The sequence below is a fragment of the Corynebacterium sp. HMSC055D05 genome (assembly GCF_001810365.1).
GTDB classification, from domain to species: Bacteria; Actinomycetota; Actinomycetes; order Mycobacteriales; family Mycobacteriaceae; genus Corynebacterium; species Corynebacterium coyleae.
Map to the genome: position 1 here is coordinate 21,431 of NZ_KV801081.1, position 23,537 is coordinate 44,967.

The window sequence follows — 23,537 nt, forward strand, 5'->3', positions numbered from 1 at the left end:
GGTTAAGGCTCCTTCGTGATAACCGGCTGCGGGTCGTGCGCCGGGTTGATCGGGTCGGGGTGTGCGTCCACCGGGTTTTCCGGCGGTAGCGGCTCGGGGATGGACGGCAGTGGGTTTTCGGCTTCGTCGCGCGAGTAGTCCAGGTCGGACAGGTCGGCACCTGGGCGCAGGTAGCCGCCGAGTGCGTTGATGGCGGCGGTGACCATGCCGAGCACGGCGAGGTAGATGCCGAAGTCGAAGATCAGGGAGGTGGTCATGTGTTCGCCGGCGATCTCGCCGTGGATGGCGTACATGAAGCCGCCTTCGATGAACCCGAGGAAGCCGGAGGAGATCGCGATGATGATGCCCCAGCCGGTCAGGCGGATTGGGGTGAAGTTCTTCACCACGTCGGCATCCGAGCCGCGGGAGAGGTAGTTGATGGCGAATGCGGTTGCCATGACCAGAGCTGCGACGAAGCCGCCGCCTGGTGCGGTGTGGCCGCGGAAGAAGATCAGCACCGACAGCACGACGAGCACCGGGGCGACAAGCGCGGCGGCCTTGCGTAGCGGGATGGAGTTGAGCTGCGATTGGCCGAACGGGCGCGGGCGTGTGCCGGCTTCGAAGAGGTGGCGTGGCATGGAGGCAACCACGGCGGCGATGACGACGGCGGCCATGCCGAGCACGGAGAGTTCGCCGAGGGTATCGAAGCCACGGAATTCCACGATGATCACGGCGACGATGTTGTCGGCGCCGGTGACCTCGCCGCCTTCGGTGAGGTACCACTCGGCGAGTTCGGAGCGGCCGCGGCGGCCGGTCAGTCCGTAGACGCCGAAGAAGGCAACGACGCCAGCGAGCAGTGCAAATACAGCAGCAAGTGCTTTACGACGAGGCTTTGTCTCCGGGAAGACACGCGGCTGGTAGCGCAGCACAACCAGGATGACCACGACGGTGAGTGCCTCGACGAGGAACTGGGTCAGGGCCACGTCGGGGGCGCCGAGCATGAACATCTGCAGGGTCATGCCCACGCCTACGGTGCCCAGCAGTACGGCGGAGGCCAAGCGGGAGCGGGTGAACACCATGCCAAGCACCGACATGGCGATGATGGCGAATGGGATGAGGTCCCACCACACGTCGAGGCCTTCGGCACGGTCGGCTGGGGTCACACCGTCGATGCCGTCGGTGAGTGCGATGACGCACAGGCCCATGGCGGTGACGGATGCCAGTAGCGGGAAGAGGTGGCGTGACGGGTTGAAGCCGTCGGCCAGCTTGCCCAGTTGCTCGCCGAAGTCGGACAGGCCGCGGGTGATCCGGAAGAGAATGTCGGGGCCGTCGGCAGGCAGGAGTTGCTTGTTGCGCAGTGCCGCGAAGACGGGTTTGCGGAAGGCAACTGCGAAGATCACGCCGGCGATCAGAACGATCAGGGAGACGATGAACGGTGCGGTCAGGCCGTGCCAGATGGCCAGGTGGGTGGTGAAGGTGTCGTCGCCAGTAATTGCGCGCACACCTGCGGAGACGGGGTTGTCCACCCAGAACAGCATGAACGGCAGGACGACGGACATCCAGCCCGGCAGTGCGGCCGGCAGCCAGAGGGCGACGGGGGCTTCGTGGACGTGCGACATGTCCTTCGGGCCGTCCACGAACGCGCCGAAGACAATCTTCAGCGAGTACAGGAACGTCAGGAACGCGGCGAACCCGGCGATGATAAGCAGGGCCATGCCGTAGGGCGCCTCGTGGAAGGCGTCGAGGATGGATTCCTTGGACACGAAGCCGAACAGCGGCGGTACCGCGGCCATGGAGGCGGCCGCGACCACGGTGGAGGCGAACGTGAACGGCATCTTGTCGTAAAGCTTGCCCAGGCGGCGCATGTCGCGGGTGCCGGTCTCGTGGTCGACCACGCCGATGAGCATGAACAGTGAGGACTTAAACAGTGCGTGCGCCAGCGTGTGGGTCAGCGCGGCGGCCAGGCCGATGGGGGAGCCGACGCCGATGGCGGCGACGATCCAGCCCAGGTGTGACACCGTGGAGTATGCGGTGAGGTGCTTCAGGTCCGTCTTGGTGATGGCGAAGCACGCCGACATGATCGCCGTGAACAGGCCGATGATGACCAGCAGGTAGTTCCATGCGGCGACGTCCGAGAACACAGTGGAGAAACGCAGCAGCAAGTACACGCCGGCCTTGACCACGGCGGCGGCGTGCAGGAACGCCGACACCGGGGTGGCGGCCGCCATGGCTTCCGGCAGCCAGAAGTGGAACGGGAACTGCGCAGCCTTGGTGAATGCGGAGAACGCGATGAGCAGCGCCACGACAACGGTGACGCGGTTGTCGCCCCACACGTCGGCGGCCAAAATATCCGTCAGGCGCGTCGTGCCTGCCTGGATGGCGGCGACCGCAAGACCCGCCAAAAGCGTCAGACCGCCGAAGAACGTCAGGATCAGGGTGCGGTACGAGCCGGCCTCGCCCGACGAGCCGGAGCGGGCGATCAGCATGAACGACGCGATGGAGACGAGCTCCCAGGCGATGAAGAGCAGCACGGCGTCGTCGGCAAGCACAAGCAACAGCACTGACAGCGTGAAGGCCGTCATGATGGTGTAGAAACTCGTGTTGCCTTGCTTTTCGGGCAGGTAGGCGGCGGAGTAGACGAACACCACACCGCCGATGACCAGCGCAAGCAGTGCGAAGAAGATGCCTAAGCCGTCGGCGCGTAGCGCGAACTCGATCGCGGAGCCGGTACCCATCACATCGCGCGCCCACACGAACGACCACAACAGGTCGCTGCCTTGGGAAACGTCGGTGAAGTTGGTGCCCAGCACACCTGCGGCAGCGAACAGCAGTGCTGCGAGCGGGTACCCGGCTTTCCTGTCCATGACTCGCACCAGCAGCGGTGAAAGCACCACCGTTGCTGCAACGAGCCCGATGACGAGGGGGAGAGTCATGGTGAACCCTTTTCAAAGGTTTGTAAGGGATTGGCAATGAACGTTAAAGACAGTATCAAGCTGTATAAGCGGGCGGTGCGCCTCCCGCAGAACGCATGTGACTGGTGATAAGAACAGTTGCATGAAATCGGACAACGCGTTGCGGTTGGTGTGTGCTCTGTTGGCGCTGGTGGTTGGCGTGTTTATGCCATTATCTCCGGCGTCCACGTGGGCGAACGCCGCGCGCGATGCGGAGGTGTCCGGCGCCCCGCAGGTTGGTGCCGACAACCTTGGGGATGCACGCCGTGCTGCCGGTGAGGCGGGTCAGCAGGCGAAGGTGCTCAAGGAAGGTGCCGGCAAGTTGGCAGAAGGCGTTGGTGAGGCGCAGGGTCAGACGCAGCAGCTTCTCGACGCCCTGGCCGCCGCCCAGACCGGCTCCCAGCAGTTGTCCGACGGCATGGTGCAACTCCAAGCCGGTACCGGCCAGTTGGGGGCGGGCGCGACCCAGTTAGCGGATTCCATCGGCGAGGTGGTCAACCAGGTCACCGGTTTTGAGGCGGTGCGCGGCCAGGTGGTCGGCGCGATTGACCGCTCGCTCGCCGAGTTGAAGGACGCGAAGGATCCGGATGCGGTCCAGGCCCGCGAATCGCTCAAAGGTCTGCGCGAGCAAGCTCAGACCGCGCAGTTGCCGCCGGATGTGGTGGCGAAGATGAACCAACTGCGCGACGGTTCCCGCGACCTTGCTAACCAACTTGCCGTCCCGGGCTACGGGTACCACGACGGTATATATACAGCCACCAACGGTGCGGCTGAGTTGGCAGCGGGCCTGCGCGAGTTGCAAGGGCAGACGTCTCAAGCCACCGGTGGTATCGACGAGTTGGTTGCCGGCGTGCAAAAGATCGACCAGATGGCAGGCATGAACGCCGACAAGGTCTCCGCGGTGCGTGCAGCGCTCCCGGTGCCCGCGGCCGCGCCGGGTAGCCCGGGTGCGGAGCAGACCGGATCGACGCTTGCGCCTATTGCCGCGATGTTGCTCGCGGCAATGGCGGTGCTGGGCGGTACGGCACTCGCAGCAGCATTTTGCTTATCGACGCGCACCCGCCGGTGGATCATCATCCCCGGCGCCATCATTATCGCGGCGGCCGGCACCATCCTGGCCGGCGTCCTCGGTGAGGGGCTCGGCGCACAGGAATATGCAGTGGTGGCCGCTGGACTGTTGGCTGGTGCACTCGCCTCAACGGGGCTAGCCGCAGTGTTGATGCGTTTGTGTGGTGTGGCTGTCGGGTTGGGGGCCGCGGCAGTGGTGGCGCTGGCGCAGACCGGCCTCGTCGGCTGGGTATGGCGCACGGCTACCACCGCGCAGGTAGACGCGCTGTGGGCAGCGCTTTCGCAGGCAGCGCCCATGCACTGGGCAGCCACCGCCGTGTCCGCCGCCGGCAATGGCGGGGACTACCGCGGTGTGGTCGCAGCATTGCTGCTGTCCGCGTTGCTTGCCGCAGCGGGGCTGGCGGGGGTGTGGCGCCGGTCCGCCGAGTAAACCGCCACCTAGACATGCGTCCAGTACGCCTCTAAAATGTGATGTCATCTATTGCTTAGCTGTTCCAGCTAGGCAAAGGTCACAATTTGAATACCTGATAACGAGGTTGCTTTCGCAGCCAACGTTCAGTGTCTCGACAGAGGAGTATCACATGGCCGAATCATCTCGGCGTCTACGCAAATCAACCTCAACGGGCATCGCAGCCTCGTCCGTGATCGCACTCGCCCTCGGCGGCCTGAGCGTCGTCGCACCTGGCCCACTTGCACCGGAGGCTGCCGCCGCAGAACTCTCCGGCGGCATCCGCGAGAAGTCCGGCGCGGTGGAGAAGGACAAGCAGAAGGCCTCCGACCTTGGCGATCCTGAAAGCGAAAACAAAGTAGATTCGTGTACGGTCTCCGGAACATCTCAGAGTGGCAGCCAGGCTGGTTTCAGCTGGTATACCTCTGAACCGTCTGCGAGCACCCCCAACAAGAAAGCCTGGGGCTTGAGCGTTTCCTTTGATAACTCGAAGGACCGCACGTTTGCCGATTGGGGTTTTACCAATTCAGGCCTTATGGGTGGGTACCTCGACACAGGTCAAATTCCCGCTACGGACGCGGGTCAGACCCTTGGCGGCAAAATCACGCACAAAGCCGACGAAACCCTCGTAATTGATGGCGTTAGACAACAGCGAAACCTGAACCTCGTCGCAGAACTGACCGATGCGGAAGTCAAGCAGTTCGCTGAGGCCACTGCCGCGAACCCGGTACGTTACGCCTGGCAGGGAAACTATACGGTTGACCGTACCTCCGCTCCGTTTGCCACCCAGGGAGGCAGTGCAGCCTTTACGGCCGTCGTGAACCCGTGGCCGAGCGAGAACATCGAATGTAATCCGATCACGGTGTCGTGGGAGAAATGGGAGAAGCACGTCATCGTTCCTGGGACTGACGGTGAGACCAAGGTTGGCAAGATCAACGTTCCTGCTGTTGAGAACGGCGGCACGGATGACTCCATGTCCCGCATGGTCGTTGAGGCTTACGACGGCAACGGCAAGTTCATCGGCACCACGGATTCGGCAGCGTCCGGCGGTACGCAAAACTTGCGTATCGACGAAAACGGCGACATCTACTTCACCTGGCCTGAGTACCGCGGTACCGACCTTGCAACTGACAAGAACGTGAACTTCTCGGTTCTTGCGAAGCCGCGTAGCGTGGACCAGCTCAAGGCCGCAGCTAAGAGCAACAGTGAGTTTATCGAGCATGACGGAGCCTTCGACAGCTCCAACTCGCTGACGCGCTACAACAAGGCGAACGTCATCGACTCGAAGGCGTTCTCCCTGGACGACACCGAGTACCACGACCCGAAGTACGACAAGACCGACGCGTCGATCATCTCCGGCGTCGATAGTGCTACCGGCCCGCTGGCTACCGAACCGCAGAAGGTCGTCTTCAAGCAGGTCCCGGATCTGATCGCCAATCTGGCAAAGAAGAAGGGCGACGGTGGATTCGAGGCCACGGTCAAGCTCGACGAGAAGTACATTTTCGACGGCTGGTCCGTCGACATCGACGATGACTACAACGTCACCGTCACCGCTCCGGAAGAGCCGAAGCCGGGTAGCTTTGCACGCCCTGTGGTCACGGTGGAGTATTCCAACGGTTCCACTGACAAGCTGGAACTCCTCGTGGTGGTAGACCCGAACAACACCCAGGTCACTGACCTGGTGCGCCCGAGCCTCGCCAAGGGCAAGTTGAATGAGGACATCACCGCTCAGGTGGGCACCAAGTCCATCATGAAGGGCCACAAGCCAGTCCACCCGGCCAAGTTCGAGATCGACGAGTCCACTGTTCCTGCTGGCTGGACCGTCACCGTTGACGCGACCGGCAAGGTCACTGCGAAGGCAGATGACTCTGTTGCACCGGGTACGATCATCACCCCGAAGGTCAAGGCAACCTACCCGGACCAGACCACGGATGAGATCGAGACCCAGTTCCAGGCGATCGTCGACATCAAAATCCCGACCTACGACACGGTCACCAATAAGCCGGCGGCAAAGGTCTCACTCAAGCCGGAGGTTCCGGAGCGCGGCCTGAGCGGTAACACGACCGACGAGGCCCCGAACCGTTACACCTTCCCGGACGGCAAGACCGAGTACACCCACACGGATGACAGCGGCACGTGGACCGTCAAGATTGATGAGAACACTGGTGAGATCACCACGACGATTCCACGCACCGCTCCTGAGGGCTACATCCTGAACGTCCCGGTACTCGCGTACTACGACAACGCTGACAAGCCGCAGGAAGTCAAGGGCACCGTCGTCGTTTTGAAGAGCGACTTCTCGCCGACCTACTCCGTGGAAACCACTGGCCCGAACCAGGCTGTGAACCACCAGGTACAGGATGCACCTAAGGGTTCCAAGTTCTCCTTCGGCAAGGACGAGAACGATCAGCCGATCCTTGAGCAGGAAGTTGACGGCTGGAAGTACAAGGTCGACCCGAACACCGGTGTTGTATCTTCCACCCCGCCTGCAGACTCCAAGCCGGGCGACAAGAAGACCATCAACGTCACTGTGACGACCCCGGATGGCTCCACCCCGCTGGTACCAGTCACCACCGTGGTGAAGTTGTCCAACAACTGGGAAGCTGAGCCGGTATACCCCGTGGAAACCGTCTACCCGGGTGAAGCTGCAACGTTGCCAATTGATCTTCAAAAGCCGGAGGACGTCAACGTCGCGAAGGAAAACCCCTACAAGCTGGGCGATGTTCCGGCTGGTTGGAATGTCAGCATTGACGACAATGGCCAGATCACTGCAACCGCACCTGCGGATGCAAAGCCGGGCACGCAAGTCAAGATTCCGGTCACCGTGACCTACGAAGACGGTTCAACGGATATTGCATACGCTGTCGTCAATGTCCTCGGCCTTCCGACGCGTGAGGAACCGTTCAAGGTCGAGTACAAGTACGACGACACCATCCCTGCCGGCGAGTACAAGGTTGAAACCAAGGGCGAGCCGGGTGCAGCGAAGATGCACAAGGACGGCACCTGGGAGCAGACCAAGGCGCCGGTCAACGAGGTCGTCGTCATCGGCACCAAGCCGGCCGAGAGCGCCAAGGACGTGACCTGGAAGTTCCCGATCCCGTACCCGACTGAGGTTCGCGAGAACCCGGACCTGAAGCCTGGTGAAACCCGGGTTGTTCAGGAAGGCGAGAACGGCGAGAAGACCTACACCGCTAAGTTCACCGCCAAGGGCTCTGAGGCACAGGTCGCTGAGGAAGAGACCACCAAGGAAGCCAAGCCGCGCATCATCGAGTACGGCCCGGGCATTGCTCCGAGCGAGCTCGTGACCACTGTGAAGAAGCCAGTGCCGTTTGATACCGAAGTCGTATTCGACGACACGCTCGCTGCGGGTGAGCAAAAGGTGGATCAGGAAGGCAAGCTCGGCGAGGACACCGTGACCTCCACGCAGAAGCTTGTCGACGGCAAACCTTCGGGTGACCCGGTCGTGAAGACTGAGCGCACCGCGGAGCCGACGAAGCAGATCATTCGCGTCGGTACCAAGACCACCGGTGAAACCAAGAAGACCGTCGAGTCTGAGGTCCCGTTTGGTGTGAAGATCGAGTACGACCCGAACATGCCTGCTGGCAAGTCCGAGGTTGTCACCGAAGGCAAGCCGGGTAAGAAGACCACCACGGTGACCCAGAAGGTCACCAACTCCCAGCCGGATGGCGAGGCCACCGTTGAGGAGAAGATCACCGAGCAGCCTGTCGATCAGGTGATCAAGGTCGGCACCAAGCCGTCCGAGACCTCTGAGAAGGTCGAGTGGAAGGCGCCAGTTCCGTTCGAGGTTGAAACCCGTCCGAACAAGGATCTGAAGCCGGGCGAGATCAAGATCGTCCAGAAGGGCGAGCCGGGCGAGAAGACCTACACGGCCAACTTCACCTCCAAGGGCGACGACTCTTCGGTCACCCCTACGGAGAAGCAGACCAAGGATCCGGTCAACGAGATCATCGAATACGGTCCGACCGCTCCTGACCAGACGCTGACGTCGAAGACGACCCGCGAGGTCAACTTCGAGACCGAGTTCATCGTGGACAACACGGTGCCGGTCGGCCAGACCAAGGTCGAGCAGGAAGGCGAGAAGGGCGAGGAACTGATCACCTCGACCCAGAAGATCAAGGACGGCAAGCCAGACGGCGAGCCGAGCATCACCGTCGAGCAGACCAAGGCGCCGAAGAAGAAGATTGTCCGTGTCGGTTCCATGACCGATGGCTCGTACGAGCTGGAAGAGAAGCTGCCGATTCCGTTCGACACCGTGATTGAGTACGACCCGGAGATCCCTGCCGGCGAGTACAAGGTCGTCACCGAGGGCAAGCCTGGTGAGAAGATCACCAAGATCACCCAGAAGATCGTGAACAGCAAGGTCGTCGAGGCAACGCGTGGCAGCGAAACCACCACCACCGAGCCGGTCACCAAGGTGATCAAGGTCGGCACCAAGCAGGCAACTGCTACCGACAAGGTGGAGTGGAAGGAGCCCATCCCGTACCCGACGGAACTGCGTCCGAACTCGGAGCTCGCTCCGGGTGAGGTTCGGGTTGTTCAGGAAGGCAAGGACGGCGAAGCCACCTACACCGCAACCTTCACAGGTACCAGCGGTGAAGCCACCAAGACCGAGGTCACCGATCGCACCGAGCCGACTCCGCGAATCGTCGAGTTCGGCCCAGGCCTTGAGGACGACAGCGTGGTCTCTTCCACGACCCGTTCCGTGGAGTTCGGCACTGACGTCATCGAAGACCCGAACCTCGAAGAGGGCAAGCAGGTCATCGAGCAGGGCGAGTTCGGCGAAGAGGTCGTGACATCGACGCAGAAGCTTGTCGACGGCAAACCGTCCGGCGATCCAGTCGTCGAGACGAAGCGCACGAAGGAACCGAAGAATGCGGTCATCCGCATCGGCACCAAGAAGCCTGCGAATCCGACGCCGCCGACCGATGAGCCGGAGCAGCCGACTCCGCCGACCGACGAGCCGACCCCACCGGTCGAGCCGAAGGAAGTCGAGCTTCCGTACACCACGAAGATCATCTACGACGAGACGCTCGAGCCTGGTCAGGAAATCGTGGACCAGGAAGGTGCGAACGGCAAGGTCGAGGTGACCGTCGAGAATGGTCAGCCTTCGGTGAAGGTCGTGAAGGAGCCAGTCGAGAAGATCATCCGTGTTGGCACCAAGCCGCCGGCTGGTCAGGAGTGGAAGGAACGGATCCCGTTTGAGGTGAAGGTCAAGCTTGACCCCACCATCCCGGCGGGTGAGCACAAGGTTGAACAGGAAGGCAAGCCAGGCCTCGTTCAGCACAATTCCGACGGCACCGAAGAGACGCTCGTTGAGAAACAGGATCACGTCATCCTCATCGGCACCAAGCCGGCCGACCCGACTGACCCGGAAAACCCGGATCAGCCGACGCCTGAAGGTGAGCTCGATATCAACGTCCGCTACACCACCAGGATCGTTTACGACCCGAACCTGAAGCCAGGCGAGGAAGTCGAAGACGTTGCTGGTAAGGACGGCCGCTACACCATCAAGGTTGTCGACGGCAAGCCTGTCGCCGAGATGGTGGAGAAGCCAGTCGAGCGCGTTGTCCGCGTTGGCACCAAGCCGCCGGCGGGCACCAGCTGGACTGAGGAGATCGCCTACGACTACGAGGTCATCGAGGACTCCGAACTTGAAGCTGGCAAGCACGAGGTTGTGCAGCCGGGTAAGCCTGGCGAGCGCATCCACCGTGAAGACGGCAGCTTTGTCGAGGTTCCTGCGCAGAAGCTGATCATCAAGGTTGGCACGAAGAAGCCGGCTGATCCGAGCGAGCCGACCGACCCGAGCAAGCCGACCGACCCGTCGACGCCTGCCGATCCGAAGGACCCGCAAGGCTCTTCCGATAAGGCGAAGCGCTGCGTGGCCAACGCGTTTGCGAAGAACAGCCCGATCCTGTGGCTGCTGCCGATCGGCGTCCTCGCCGGCATTGGCTACGGCGTGAACGAGGCGTTCGGTCCGCAGATCCAGAAGGCATCCGCGGAGCTCAACGCTCGCTTCCAGGAGTCCATGCCGAAGCACGATTGGGGCCACGGTAGCCGCGGCCGCCAGTGGGAGCAGCCTGAGTGGGCTCGCGAACTGCAGATGAAGGCAGACGCCATCAACCGCCAGTTCGCAGGCTACGGCGAGCAGCTCCAGCCGCTGGGTATTGCGCTTGGTGTCATCGCCGCAGCCAGCCTCACCGGTGTGCTGATTGCACAGGCCTGCCGTGAGGAAGGCTTCAACAACGGCATGACGGTGCTGGGTTCCTCGGAGCGTGTGACGTCCTCGGGCGAGACGGGCTCGTCGTCAAGCAAGGGCTCATCGGAGAACGCAGGTTCGTCGGAGAACGCAGGCTCCTCCAGTAAGTAGTCTGAACGCGTAAGCGAAGGGCGGTACCCGGCTGGGTGCCGCCCTTTTCGCATCTGCCGTTACCTAAAATTCACCTGAGTGTTCCTTATTAGAAATTTGCTGTGTTTAGCGTGTGCAGCGGTTCAAAAACCGTTTCATATTCTTCGGCTTCTCGTTATAAGGAACCCAACATGCGTTTCTCGTTAAAAGCAGCTACCGCGGTAGTCAGCGCTTCTGCGTTGGCTATTGCGAACCTGCCTACCTCCCTCGCACAGTCGGCGGAGCAGTCCTTCAACGGCAAGGACACCTGCATTTCCATCGATTCCAACGGCAACATCGTCGCCCCGCAGCCGGGTGACTGCACACAGTTCGGCAAGGGCGGCCAGGGCAACACCGACGCCCAGGCACGCAACGTCATCTTCATCCTGGGCGACGGCATGGGCCACCAGGAGATCACTGCTGCTCGTAATTACCTCAAGGGCGCTAACGGCCGCTTCGAGGGCCTCGACGAGCTGACTGCGGCAGGTGCTTACACGACCTTCGCCGTGGGCAAGGACGGCAAGCGTCAGTACGTCACCGACTCCGCCGCGTCCGCAACGGGCTGGTCCACCGGCACGAAGACCTACAACGGCGCGCTGTCCGTTGACATCACCGGCAAGCCGCACGAGAACCTGCTGGAGATGGCGAAGAACGCCGGTATGCGCACCGGTAACGTCTCCACCGCGGAGATCCAGGATGCGACCCCGGGCGCGATGCACTCGCACATCTCCAAGCGCGGCTACTACGCGCCGTCCGGCGACGCGAAGCCGGTCAAGGGTGCTGAAGCTCGCGAAAACGGCGGTCTCGGCTCCATCTCCGAGCAGATCATCGACACCCGCGCCGACGTCACCCTGGGCGGCGGCCGCAAGTACTTCGACGCCGAGGTTCAGCAGGGTGGCGAGAACCGCAACCCGTTCCTGACCGACAAGAACGACGGCGGCGCCGACTGGGAGGCCGGCAAGTCCGTCCGCGAAAACGCGATTGCCAAGGGCTACCAGGTTGTCGACGACAAGCAGGGCCTCGAGGGCATCACCGTCGCGAACCAGGACCAGCCGGTGCTCGGCCTGTTTCACGACAAGAACATGACCCGCAAGTTCGAGCAGACCGTGCCGGTGAAGTCCGACGGCACCACCGAGCCGGAGGTCTGCAAGGAAGCTGATCGCGGCGACGAGCCGTCCGCAGCGGAGATGACCAAGAAGGCCATCGAGCTTCTCGACGACCCGTCGGCGGACAAGGGCTTCTTCCTCCAGGTCGAGTCCGCCTCCATCGATAAGGCGGACCACGCAGCCGACGCCTGCGGCATGATCGGCGAGACCCAGCAAATCGACGAGGTTATTAAGGAAGCCCTCGACTTTGCCAAGGCTGACGGTGAGACCATGATCGTTGTCACCGCCGACCACGCGCACACCGCGGAAATCATCCCGGACGGCCGCCCGTCAGTGTCCGCCGTAACTCGCCTGAAGACGCCGAAGGACGGCACCACCATGTCCATCGGCTTCGGCACCCAGCCGTGGCTGGATGAGAACGGCAACCCGGTCTTTGACAAGAAGGAAAACGGCGACCCGTTCGACACCCCGAACTTCTCGATGATGCACACCGGCACCCAGGTGCGCATCGCAGGCTTCGGCCCGGGCTCCGAGAACGTCAACGGCCAGCTCGACCAAACCGACGCCTTCTACGTCATGGCGAATGCGCTCGGCCTCAACGGTGGCACCGAGGGTGGCCAGGAGCCGTGGAAGATCAACAAGGACAACAAGGTCATCTCGCTGGCCAACCGCTCCAAGGCGAAGCCGGGCGACCAGCTCTGCTACCTCGTCTCCGCAGGCGAGGCACCGAAGGTCGGCGACTGTGCACAGTTCGGCACTGAGGGCCAGGGTATCGACAACTCCAAGGCGAAGAATGTCGTGCTCCTCATCGGCGACGGCACCGGCGACTCAGAAATCACCGCTGCCCGTAACTACCTCAAGGGCTCTGCAGGCCGCTTCGAGGGTCTCGACGACCTGGACTACACCGGCTACCTGACTACGTTCTCCCTGGACAAGGAGACCGGCCTGCCGAACTACGTCGGTGATTCCGCTGCAACCGGCACTGCATGGAACTCCGGCGTGAAGACCTACAACGGCGCGGTCGGCGTGGACAACGCCGGCAAGCCGGTTGCCACCCTCGGCGAGATCGCAAAAGCCAAGGGCCTGAAGATCGGTAACGTCACCACCGCCGAGATCCAGGACGCCACCCCGGCAGCCTTCGCTGCACACGCAATCAAGCGTTCGTACTACGCACCGTCCGGCGACAAGAAGGTCGCAGAGGGCGAGCAGCTGCGTGAAAACGGCGGTCTTGGCTCCATCTCCGAGCAGATCGTTGACCTGCGTGCAGACGTCACCCTCGGTGGCGGCCGCAGCTACTTCAACACCGAGGTCGTCCAGGGCGGCCAGTGGGGCGAGAACGGTAACACCTGGACCGCAGGTAAGACTGTCCTGGAAAACGCGAAGGACAATGGCTACCAGGTTGTCACTAACGCCTCCGAGCTCGACGCGATCGCAGAGGCAAACGCCGACAAGCCGGTCCTCGGTCTGTTCTCCGAGGGCAACATGCCGCGCGCGCTGAACCAGTCCATTCCGACCACCGACGGCGGTGACCTCGAGCCGGCCACCTGCGTTGCTAACCCGGAGTTCACCGCTGAGACTCCGCGACTGGCAGCCATGACCTCCAAGGCGCTCGAGCTGCTGCAGAACGACAAGGGCTTCGTGCTCCAGGTCGAGTCCGCCTCGCCGGACAAGGCCGACCACCAGGCTGACGCCTGTGGCCTGATCGGCGAGGTCGGCCAGCTCGACGAGGCCGTCCAGGCTGTTCAGGATTGGGTGGAGAAGACCGGCGAGGAGACCCTGATCGTCGCCACCGCCGACCACGCTCACACCGCACAGATCACCTACGAGAACCAGAACACCGCTGGTCGCGTCACTCAGCTGACCACGGTTGAAGGCTCCACCATGGCCGTCAACTTCGCCACCTCCAAGACCAACGAGGACGAGGATGCGCTCGGCGGCCAGCAGCACACCGGTGCGCAGCTGCGTGTCGCAGCCTCCGGCCCGGGTGCCGCGAACCTCACCGGCCAGATCGACCAGACCGACCTCTTCTTTGCCAGCCTGAACGCGCTGGGCATCGATCCGGTCAACCACAATCTGACCTTTGAGAACAAGATGCAGCCGGTGGAGGAGACCACCGAGGAGAACACCGCCGCCGGCTCCTCCGTCGACTCCCCGGCGCTCATCGCCACCCTGGCCATCGCAGGTATCGCGGGCCTCATCTCCCTGATTGCCCTGCTGGCACCATTTGCTGTCGACGGCGCCCTCGGTCCGATCGCGAAGTTCTAGGCAGAACTGGAAGCCAAAAGGCCGCCGAGCAACGATGCTTTATCGGCGGCCTTTTTGCTACCCACTAATCGGTGGAGAGGTGCGTCTAGCCTTCACTTTCCGAGATCGCTTCGGCTGCAGCAATGTAGCCAGCGATCATTGTCTTACCTACGTTTGACAGTGCCTCGTCGGAGGGGAGAAATGATGGATCGTGCAGAGACGCCGTTTCTTTCTCACTGTCTGCGACACCGACAAAGCACATAAGGGATGGGCAGATCTCTCCATAAAATGAGAAGTCGTCGGCGCCCATCGAACGCATCGTCTCTGCATTCGCGATGCCGAGGGAAGCGGCGTAGGCATCGAATTTCTCTGACAAAACTTCGGCGTTTACGAGCTCTGGTTCGCCTGGTTTGTATTCCACATTGACGGTGCAACCATATCCAGTTGCGATACCGGTTGCCATCGTGCGGATTGCCTCAACGATGTGCTCATTAATCGCAGATGTAGTGCTGCGGACAGTAGCGAAGATCCGTCCCGATCGTGGCAAAACATTCGCTGCACCCTGTCCTACCGCGATAGTGCCGATGCTTACCAAAGCAGGTGACATTGGGTCGGCGATCCTGCGTACAACCTCCGAGATGCCTACAGCGATTTGCGCCGTGGGAACAGCAGCGTCACACCCGTTGTGTGGGTACGCGCCGTGACCTCCCTTACCGGTTACCGAGATTGCAATCTCGCCAGCAGCAGCATTGACAAATCCAGAGCCTGCGGCAACTGCACCCGTGGGAATTGAGGGGTGAACGTGTGCGCCGATGACATGGCGGACGCCGAGTTGTTGAAGTTTTCCGGACTCTGCGATGTCGAGCGCACCGGATGGGTACGTTTCCTCACGCGGCTGCAGGATTGGTACAAGGCCATATGGCAGATCGAGGTTCTTCGCTGCTCTGATCACACCGGCCAAGGCTGCAAGGTGTACGTCGTGACCACAGGCATGCATCGCATCGTTTGTTGATGACCATTCCACCCCCGTCTCCTCTGTTACCGGCAGTGCGTCTAACTCTCCTCGGATGCCGATGGACGCACCCTCTGTCGGCCCGATTCGGCCGACCGCGCCAGTTTGAGCAACCGGCTCGAGTCGTACGCTCATCGTTTCGATCATCAAGTCAGTAGTGGGCTGTTCTTCGCCACTCACGAAGGGAGAACTGTGAATTTGTTTCCGTAGCTCCACGACATCGCTGAGGTACTTGTTGAATTCAGAAACCCACTGTTCCGCCAGCTGTTGAAGGTTTTCGCGCATCCTTAGCTTGGCTCCTTTTCGTTGCTGCTAGTTGTAGATACACCGTACAAGCGCTGTGCGTTTTCGAATCCGATCATTTGCGCGACGCGGATGCATTCATCGATTGGCCATCCGTTGTGTTTGTGAAACTCTTCAAGCACTGACAAAAGTCCTTCACGGAACAGCAAAGTACCGATGTAATAAAGCTCGGGTAGGCCGAACGCATCTGTACTGAACAGAATCTTGCCGAAAGGTGCCAGTTCCAGTGACTCCGCAATTACTGCGCGTGACCGGGCACCGGTGTAGTTGATAGCCAGTCCAACATCGAAGTACACGTGTGGGAAAACATCTGCAAGGTAGCCCGCCTCTCGATGGAACGGATAGCAGTGCAGCAGGGTGAAGCGGGCACCGGATTCTAGAGAGGCGCGGAACAGATTCGTGAGTAGTAGCGGATTGCAGCGATGCAAGTCCACATCGTCGTCACCGTAGCCGATGTGGAGTTGGATCACCTGCGCACGATCGATGGCGAACCACAGCAAATGGCGAATGAGAGTGCTGTCCTCTAGTCGAAGCTTCCCGGAGGTTCTTACAAACCTTTCCGCCGCTGCAAGTACCTCCTGTTCAGAGGGGCGATCTGCATCGAAATCGAGACCAGTTCGGTATGCAGCGATGGACTTCACACCAGCTGCTGTAACAAGATGCTCGTCAAGCGTTACTCCGAGCTGGGTGAGGAATTCAGTGGCTTTGTCACCAACGGCTTCACCATCACGAACAGCTTCTGCCACTTGCTCTGCGACACGCTCGAGTCGGACAATCTCGTAAACAGTGCCTCCAGATGTTCGTCGAAAAGCATCCGGGTCAGTGATCGTGTCAGCGGCATGTCCGGTCTCCACGCCGAACTCCGCGATACCGGTCCTGCGGATGAAGCGTTTGTTGACTTCTTCTGATTCGAGTTCAGCACGGGCGGCGATGTAGTCGTCAGGACTTGCGAACGGATCAAGTCCCAGAACCGGTGCACACAGGTTGCGGACCTGGAAACCGATCTGCGAGTCGAACCGTGTCGTACCTGGAGTGGCCGCGCTTGAAGACTCAGAGATGAGCGCCTCGAATTCCTCGCGGGTTAGAGTGTCTGTGACCACGCCATGGCAATGGTGATCAAAGAGGGGGATCCGATCGATAGCATCTTGCAACTCGTTGTTAGTAGACATTCGCGTAAACCTCACACTGCTCAACGATGCTCTTGTCCTTCAGATGCTGGATCTCGTCGCGCTTGACCTTCAAGAATGTTTCTACCCAGGCATCTGAGAACCAAGAGCGTACGACCTCGTTTGTTTCAAAACGGTCTAGGGCTTCTTTAAGGCTCGCAGGTAGGTTTTCGTTGTCCTGCGATTCGAGCTCAGAGTAATCGTCGCCAGTCACTACCGGCACTGGGTCGAGGTTTTCCTCTATTCCGGCCATCCCCGCTCGGATAATCATGCCCATCAGGATCCAAGGGTTAGCGCCGATATCGCCGCCGCGGAATTCGAAGTGGAACTGTTTATCCGGTGTGCGTCCGTCGGCTTCGTTCGTCGGACAAATGCGTACCAAAGCCTCACGGTTCTGTTCGCCACAGAATGCTTGGGCAACCGACCAATTGTGTGGCTTGAGGCGCTCGTAGCTAACTGTCAATGGGGCAAATAAGCAGGTCATCGGCGCAGCGTACTTAACCAGTCCCGCGTTAAACTGACTCGCAATGCGCGACATCCGTCCGGGTCCGTCCGGATCAAATGCGACAACTTCGCCGTCGGTGCCGTACAACCCGTAATGGACATGAACTCCAGAACCGCCCTCGGAGGCAACCGGAACAGGGGAGAAAGTGACCTCACGGTCGTAGGCCTTAAAAACAGTGCGGACAATATCGCGAACCAAAATTGCACGATCCGCAGCAGTAACAGGGTCTGTCGGCTTGACAGTCAGCTCGTATTGATACGGCGCATACTCCGGCAGCCAGCATTCTGGGTTTACACCTGCGTTTTCCAGAACATTGAAGAGTGCACTCCCCACTGGCTCTCCGTCGACGAAGCTAGCGAACGAAAATGGGTGTGTCGCTTCTTTCGCGTGGCGTTCGGTGAACTCATGCTCAAACGCTGCGGTCATGACTAACCCATGTCGGTCGCGAAGCTCGTCGACCGCTTCCTTGAGGAAGTTACGAGCGCAAGATTCCCACGGAGTGCCATCGGTGTTGATCAGGTTTGCGAAGCTCAAAGAAAACGTTGGGATTTCCGGGATACCGGCGATTTCATAGGTTGCATCAGCATCTGCCACAAGACGAATATCACCAGTGGCATCGTAGGGAATTCCATCGACAATGTGACCGAGTGGCCCGATGCCTAGATTCGCTGGAACCCAGCCAACGCTCGCACCTTTTTCAAAATCTTTGGTGCTTATCGCCCGTCCTTTAGTGCGTGCGGAGATATCTGTGGTTGCCAGGAACGTGAACGTGCCGTTGTTGTGGATGCTCATGCGTCAATGTCTTCTTTCGTAAGCTCTGCCCAATGTTCTGGGCAAGCTTGGGATTGAGGATGATGATTGCGAGGCTCAACAAGCACCACGCGCCAGAGAGCCAGGGGAAATATGTGTACGGTGCAACCTGTCCCACGACTTGGATGAGGTAAACGTAAACGAGGTAGCCCAGCGCCAAGATTGGGAAAACGATTTCCCAGACGGGAATGGAGGATTCCTTTTTCAGGATGAACCGGATCGCGCCAACAGAAGCCATGCCATAGGCGATGACCATGCACAGCGTCGCAATAGTTGCGTACCAGTAATAGACCTCAACATTGGTTCGGCCAGCGAATGCCATTCCAAGCGCAAACACCAACGCGATAATGTTGGTCGCCCATACTGCTTGTTTCGGAACACGAGTGTGCGGATCGCGGTTTGCAAAAACGGTCGGGCCGAAACCATCGCGGGCGAGAGTGTAAATGAGGCGTGACGTCGCAGTACTCGAGCTGAGGAACGCGCCAAATGCCACCGAGAACGCAATGACAGAGATCAGCACCGCGAACCATTGGCCGATGTACGCGGAGCCGAGCTCGGTCAGTGTCGACGATGCACCTGCGAAGCGTTCAACGCCGGCTTCGTCAGTGCCGAAACCGATTGTCTGAGCAAACATGACGAATACATAAATGACACCGCCGGTAACCACCGCGAGCAAGAGAGCCTTAGGGACCGTCTTTTTCGGCTCCGTTGTTTCCTCCCCGAGTGAGGAACCAGACTCAAATCCGGCCCAGGACAAGAAGGCGAAAACCGATGCGGTCATGATCGCGGACCATGAGTTTCCTGCAGGAGTGAGTGCTCCAAGATCAATCGATGTTTCGTACGGCGCTGTGCCGGCACTTACCTTTGACAGGATCACGACGGAGAGAATCAACATGGCGATGATGCCGATCAGGCCGATTACCAGTGTGACTCTCGCGGCCGAAGTGGAGTTTCGCAGGTTGAGGTACAGTCCTAGCGCTCCGATGAACAACGGAACCAAAATGCCGACGAACTGTGAAGATCCGGAGGAGAGCTCCGTCAGCATCGCTTCGAAAAACACCGAGCATGCGCCGAGGATGCATGTAGTCATGAAAATGTATGTGCCGAGCAACGCGAAACCACTAAAGAACCCGGCTTTTGGTCCGACTGTCACGCCAGCGAGGGCGTACACCGAGCCAGCGTGCGTAACTCGTTGCAATAGCCGTACAAAAGCGTAAGCAACGAACACTGCGCCAGCGAATGCCACTGCGAATGCGAACGGAACGGCTTTGCCGACAAGCCCCGCCACACCGATGCCGTTCAGTGACATTGCCATCACCGGGGCCATGAACCCCACCGAGATGGCAGTCACCTCCCATGTAGAGAGCATTTTCCGCTCAAGAGGAGGAGAAATATCTGCAGTTGTCGTCATCGATCATTCCTTCCAAAAAGCGGGATGAACGAATGCTACAAAAACTATGACTTAGGTCGCAGTAAATCATTGAATATGATTCAAAGCACACCAGATGCGAGATAGTAAAAGGCCCTGCCTCCAACGTGGATGAGGAGACAGGGTCGGTTTGGGGGGAGAACTACATGCCCAGCATCGGCAGTTTGATGCCGAAGTGGGGCAGCGCAAAGAACAGGCCTGCGATCACCAGCAGCGCCGCAATCACCCCACCGACAATGGCAGGCACGTTCACGTCCGCCTTGGCGGTGGGGTATTTCACATCTGCCTGCATGCCCTTGGTGCAGGTTTCGGCGGCCGTGGCGTCGGCGTCGTCGATAAGCATGCGCTTCGCGGCGACCTTCCCGGACGGGGTTTCTGCCCACGCCTTGTACACGTCGCCATCCTTCGCGGTCAGCGGCGTCTCCATGCGCTTCGTGTCCGGGCCAACGCGCCACGAATCCGTGTCAATCGCCTCCAGCGTGCGATTCACCGTCGGCTCCGACTCCTTCATCGTCTTCTGCGCATCCGCATACTTTGCGACGAGACCCTCCGGCAACACCTTGCCAAACTCCGCCTTCTCACCCTTGAGCGCCTTCTCGTTCTCCGCGACAACACCGGGGAAGACCTGCTCGACCGCAGCGATGAGGTCGCGAGCCTGCTCGTAGTCACCGATCGCCTTGGACTCGTCGAACCACGACTCGATGAAACGCTTCTCGGCCGGCGCGAGCTTCACGGCGCACACGCCGTCCTTGTCCTTTGCTGCGACGGTAGCGGCGTTGGCCGGGGTGGCTGCGCCGGTCGCGGCGACAGCGCCGAGTGCGAGCGTTGCTGCGGTTGCGTACGCGGCGATACGGGTGGTGGTGCTGGTCATGGTTTTCCTCCTCGGAGTGTGAGTGTGTGTACGGGCTGTACCACCTCAGTATCGAGGGAGACGTGTTGCGACAGCGTTAACGCGCGATGGTGGGGGCGTTGCCGGGTAGGATCCGGGGCGAAAACACCGTGTCAGAAGCAATGTGATGAACCAGGGGTGAATGGAAATTTCACAAATGCAGTTAGCCGCTTTGCTAGGCAATGGAGTTTCTCCATTGGAACCATCACCGGTCGATTACGTTTTTATGTTGCTCACGTTGGTGGCTGTGGTGCTATTAGTTGCCAGCGTGATTGTATTTTTCAGGCAACCTAACAGACGATCTAACAGAGGATGGTCGGATGTCTGGATCGTGCTCTTTCTAGTGTTCATACCCGTGGTAGGACCGTTGGTGTATCTGCGGCATGTGCGGTCTAGCAAAAAGAGCGACAAAAAATCGTAGATGTGTGAGGCAAGGCCCAGCTTTGGGTTAAGCCGTGGGGGCGTGGCCTGGGCAAAATAAAGAGTGGCCCCCGCATCCCACTGAAGGGATGAAAGGCCACTCAAGTTTGAAGCGCGCAACCACTTGCGCTTTCCGGGACTGCGAACTTAATCCCAGCCGGCTCGAGAGGTGGTGGGTTTTAGCCCAAATCCCTCGAGAACCCCAGTATAGAACTGGCATCAGTTAAATCAAGCATTTTCTGACCCAATCGTCACAATATTGACTTTGCCTTGCTGAATGTCAGCGAAACTGTCTAATTCGAGGGCTCGTCTCAGCCGACCAGCAACTCGAGCTTTCGGTGTATTTCGGACTGTTGGGTCCATTCGACCATGCCGGCGTTCGTAGGCGATGGAACTAGCAACAATATCTGCCAGCTGAATAAAGTCACTAGCCTCTGAATTGAAATCGTATGCTTCAAGAACGCAACGACTACCAATCGCGCGGTTTACATCACTCTTAACGAACTGTGCGACCGACTCTCCTCGTGGAGTTTGGACTAAGTCAAGGAAAACATTAACCAGTTCCCCGCGGTTAATGTTCCCACGGATAAGCCGAGAAGCCATCTTCGCTTGCTGCAGCCAAGTGTCATGGTCCCCGAAAGGGTGAGTGGAATCATAAACCGAGCCTCCAACTCTCACGTCGGCTGCGGCGAGAAGCTCAACGAGATCAAAATAGAAATTTAACTTGTTGTTCTTGATCTCCGAGAAATGGATTTCTTGATAGAAACCGTGGGACTGGCGAAGATGGCGAATCTCCCGATCGAGTACTTGTAGGTTCCTAATTTTGACGAACCCGACAACAAAGAACCCACCTGAAGAGTTTCGGGTTCCTGACTCGTCCAAGAAGATGGAGGATACGGGCACTCGATCAGGGAGCGAAAAAATCTTCTTCTTATTCATCGCGATAATCTTAGTGGCGCTGCCGACACGGACTATCGAATGCGAAAACCCGCCTCGGAAGGCGGGTTGTGTTGGTCGGGATAACAGGATTTGAACCTGCGACCTCTTCGTCCCGAACGAAGCGCGCTACCAAGCTGCGCCATATCCCGGTGGTATCTCGGACTGTTGTCCGCGGTACTCGAAACACAATACCCCTGGGGTTCGGTTTGGCCAAAACGGCAGGTTGGGTGCGTTTTGTTGTCGGTGTGCTGCGGCGCGGCGGTGGCTGCAGTGTGGCGGCGCGGTTCGGTGTGGCGGTGCGGTTCGGCTTGGATCCACCGCTGCAAAAGACGATATCGTCTTTTGTGGCCTCGTTTTTGCAAAAGCCCAGGTCGCGTTCCGGGAAAATCGGTAAACGACGATATCGTCGTTTAGGCAGTTCGCGCGACCTGCGGCGGAGCAGACGAGCAGGCGAACGAGCAGGCCGCCACGCAACCGACCACCCCGCAGCCGGTCTACCCGCGCTCGACGACCCGGATCAGCGATGCGGACGGCGGGCAGAACAGGCGCACGGGTGCGTACTTGGACTGGCCGAGCCCGTTGGATACCTCCATCCACATGCGGCCGTAGCGGTGCAGGCCGGAGGCGCGTTCGCGGTCGATGTCGGCGTTGGTGACCAGGGCGCGGCCACCGGGTAGGCAGATCTGGCCGCCGTGGGTGTGGCCGGCCAGGGCGAGTTGGTAGCCGTCGGCTTCGAAGGCGTCGAGTACGCGCCGGTAGGGGGCGTGGAGGAGGCCGATGGCGAGGTCGGCATCAGCGTTCGGTGCGCCGGCGACCTCCGAGTACTGGTCGAGGTCGTGGTGCGGGTCGTCGACACCCGCCAGCGCAAGGCGCACGCCGGAGGTCTTGAACTCGAGGCGGTTGTGCGTGGCGTCGTGCCAGCCGCGCTCCATGAACGCGGCGCGCATGCCTTCCCACGGCAGGTCCACGTACGACGGTTCGCGTTTGGCGCCGGTGAGGTACTTCAGCGGGTTGACGGGGCGCGGCGCCCAGTAGTCGTTGGTGCCGAACACAAACGCGCCGGGGCGGTTGAGCAGCGGGCCGAGGGCGTCGAGCACCCAGGGCACGCCACCAAGGTCCGACAGGTTGTCGCCGGTGTTGATCACCAGGTCCGGGTCGAGCGCATCCAGCCCGGAGACGAACTCCACCTTCTCCTTCTGGCCGGGGATCATGTGGAGGTCGGATACGTGGAGGATGCGGAACTCGTCACGCTCGCGCAACACGCCCGGCTCCAGCAGTGGCAGGGTGTATTCGCGCAGTTGGAAATTGTTGCGTTCGGTGTACCCCCAGGCGAGTGCGGAGGCTCCGGCGGCGAGGGTGGCTGCGGCGGCTTTCTTCAACGTCTTCACTCGCACCACTGTAATCTCGCAGGCATGAGTGCATTGAAAGACCAGATCCGCGCAGACCTCAAGGAAGCCATGAAGGCGAAGGAGAAGGAGCGCACCGGCACGATCCGTATGTTGCTGGCGGCGATCCAGACCGCTGAGACCGAGGGGTCGAAGCATGAGGTGGATGATCAGGAGATTCAGAAGATCATCGCGCGTGAGATTAAGAAGCGCCGCGAGTCGGCCGAGATCTACCAGACCAACGGCCGCGACGATCTCGCTGAAACCGAGCTCGCCGAGGCGAACATCCTCGAGGCGTACCAGCCAAAGCAGTTGACGGACGATGAGCTCGCAGTGCTTATCGACGACACCGTGGCCGAAACCGGCGCCACCTCCATGGCGCAGATGGGGCAGGTCATGAAGGCCGCCACCGCCAAGGCCGCCGGCCGTGCTGATGGCAAGCGCATCTCCGAGGCTGTCAAGGCCCGCCTGAGCTAG

At 60.3% G+C, this 23,537-nt stretch carries 12 protein-coding genes and 1 tRNA gene; 4 read left to right on the plus strand and 9 right to left on the minus strand.

Annotated elements, in window-relative coordinates:
- Positions 1-2 precede the first annotated feature (2 nt).
- The gene (locus tag HMPREF2734_RS10060) at positions 3-2,912 is read right to left on the minus strand and encodes a DUF4040 family protein (RefSeq protein ID WP_070570767.1); all 2,910 of its coding nucleotides are present in this window, start codon (positions 2,910-2,912) and stop codon (positions 3-5) included.
- Between the two features lie 121 nt (positions 2,913-3,033).
- Here HMPREF2734_RS10060 and HMPREF2734_RS10065 point away from each other — a divergent pair, with 121 nt between their 5' ends.
- The 3 genes from HMPREF2734_RS10065 to HMPREF2734_RS10075 all read left to right on the plus strand — a co-directional run bounded on the left by HMPREF2734_RS10065 (position 3,034) and on the right by HMPREF2734_RS10075 (position 14,223).
- Positions 3,034-4,428, plus strand: a complete 1,395-nt coding sequence (locus HMPREF2734_RS10065; protein WP_070570769.1) for a hypothetical protein — start codon at positions 3,034-3,036, stop codon at positions 4,426-4,428.
- A 151-nt stretch (positions 4,429-4,579) separates the two neighbouring features.
- Positions 4,580-10,834, plus strand: a complete 6,255-nt coding sequence (locus HMPREF2734_RS10070) for a G5 domain-containing protein (protein ID WP_083308153.1) — start codon at positions 4,580-4,582, stop codon at positions 10,832-10,834.
- Positions 10,835-11,004: 170 nt separating this feature from the next.
- Positions 11,005-14,223 carry an alkaline phosphatase gene (locus tag HMPREF2734_RS10075; protein WP_070570771.1) on the plus strand — a complete coding sequence of 1,073 codons (3,219 nt, stop codon included), beginning with the start codon at positions 11,005-11,007 and terminating at the stop codon, positions 14,221-14,223.
- 85 nt (positions 14,224-14,308) lie between these two features.
- On the opposite strand, the gene HMPREF2734_RS10080 is transcribed toward HMPREF2734_RS10075, so the two are convergent.
- The 8 genes from HMPREF2734_RS10080 to HMPREF2734_RS10115 form a co-directional block, all read right to left on the minus strand.
- Positions 14,309-15,499 carry a M20 metallopeptidase family protein gene (locus HMPREF2734_RS10080; protein WP_070570773.1) on the minus strand — a complete coding sequence of 397 codons (1,191 nt, stop codon included), beginning with the start codon at positions 15,497-15,499 and terminating at the stop codon, positions 14,309-14,311.
- Between the two features lie 2 nt (positions 15,500-15,501).
- Positions 15,502-16,686 carry an amidohydrolase family protein gene (locus HMPREF2734_RS10085; RefSeq protein ID WP_070421559.1) on the minus strand — a complete coding sequence of 395 codons (1,185 nt, stop codon included), beginning with the start codon at positions 16,684-16,686 and terminating at the stop codon, positions 15,502-15,504.
- A complete protein-coding gene (locus HMPREF2734_RS10090; RefSeq protein ID WP_070570775.1) occupies positions 16,676-17,980 on the minus strand; it encodes a type I glutamate--ammonia ligase in 1,305 nt (434 codons plus the stop codon). The genes HMPREF2734_RS10085 and HMPREF2734_RS10090 overlap by 11 nt, the downstream gene beginning before the upstream one ends.
- A complete protein-coding gene (locus HMPREF2734_RS10095) occupies positions 17,916-19,409 on the minus strand; it encodes an APC family permease (RefSeq protein WP_083308154.1) in 1,494 nt (497 codons plus the stop codon). Before HMPREF2734_RS10095 ends, HMPREF2734_RS10090 begins: the two co-directional genes overlap by 65 nt.
- Before the next feature lie 160 nt (positions 19,410-19,569).
- On the minus strand, positions 19,570-20,298 hold the full coding sequence (locus tag HMPREF2734_RS10100) for a hypothetical protein (protein WP_070570777.1): 729 nt from the start codon (positions 20,296-20,298) through the stop codon (positions 19,570-19,572).
- Between the two features lie 666 nt (positions 20,299-20,964).
- Positions 20,965-21,675: a DUF3800 domain-containing protein gene (locus HMPREF2734_RS10105; RefSeq protein WP_070570778.1), complete on the minus strand. Its 711-nt coding sequence runs from the start codon at positions 21,673-21,675 to the stop codon at positions 20,965-20,967.
- A gap of 72 nt (positions 21,676-21,747) precedes the next feature.
- Positions 21,748-21,824 (minus strand) — tRNA-Pro (locus HMPREF2734_RS10110).
- A 345-nt stretch (positions 21,825-22,169) separates the two neighbouring features.
- Positions 22,170-23,072, minus strand: a complete 903-nt coding sequence (locus HMPREF2734_RS10115; protein WP_371440436.1) for a metallophosphoesterase — start codon at positions 23,070-23,072, stop codon at positions 22,170-22,172.
- Between the two features lie 15 nt (positions 23,073-23,087).
- On the opposite strand from HMPREF2734_RS10115, the gene HMPREF2734_RS10120 reads away from it, so the two are divergent.
- The gene (locus tag HMPREF2734_RS10120) at positions 23,088-23,537 is read left to right on the plus strand and encodes a GatB/YqeY domain-containing protein (protein WP_070453012.1); all 450 of its coding nucleotides are present in this window, start codon (positions 23,088-23,090) and stop codon (positions 23,535-23,537) included.